The organism is Streptomyces morookaense (genome assembly GCF_013030945.1).
Taxonomy (GTDB): domain Bacteria; phylum Actinomycetota; class Actinomycetes; order Streptomycetales; family Streptomycetaceae; genus Streptomyces; species Streptomyces morookaensis.
In genome coordinates, this window is the sequence record NZ_JABBXF010000060.1 from 1 (window position 1) to 407 (window position 407).

General features: G+C 77.4%; 1 protein-coding gene. It reads right to left on the reverse strand.

Translation table 11 applies throughout. From position 1 onward, the window contains the following. A partial coding sequence (locus HG542_RS35695; protein WP_171084760.1) for a PucR family transcriptional regulator occupies positions 1–407 on the reverse strand: 407 nt, incomplete at both ends.

Here is a 407-nt window from a genome sequence, read left to right on the forward strand (position 1 = left end):
CAGCCGTAGACGCGACGCCTTGAGACTCAGGTGCAGCAACAGCCGGTCCTCGCCGTCGTCCAGGTCCAGGCCCGTCAGTTGTTCCACCCGGTTCAGCCGGTAGTACAGAGTCTGACGGTGGATGCCCAGGGCCGCCGCCGCGCGGCCCGCCTGGCCCGCGCAGTCGAGGAAGACCTCGGCCGTGCGGGCCAGTTCCGTGTGGGTGCGGGCCAGCAGGGGGCGGACCGCCGGGTCCGCCGTGCGGTCGGGCGGCAGGGCGGTCAGCACCCGGTACGCGCCGATCCGTTCCCACTCCGCCACCGGCCCCAGGCGGCGCTCCGCGGCCGCCGCCCGGGCCGCCGCCAGCGCCTCCGTCCAGGCCTCCGGCAGCTCGGCGAGGCCGCGCCGCGGCGTCGCGAGGCCGGCCG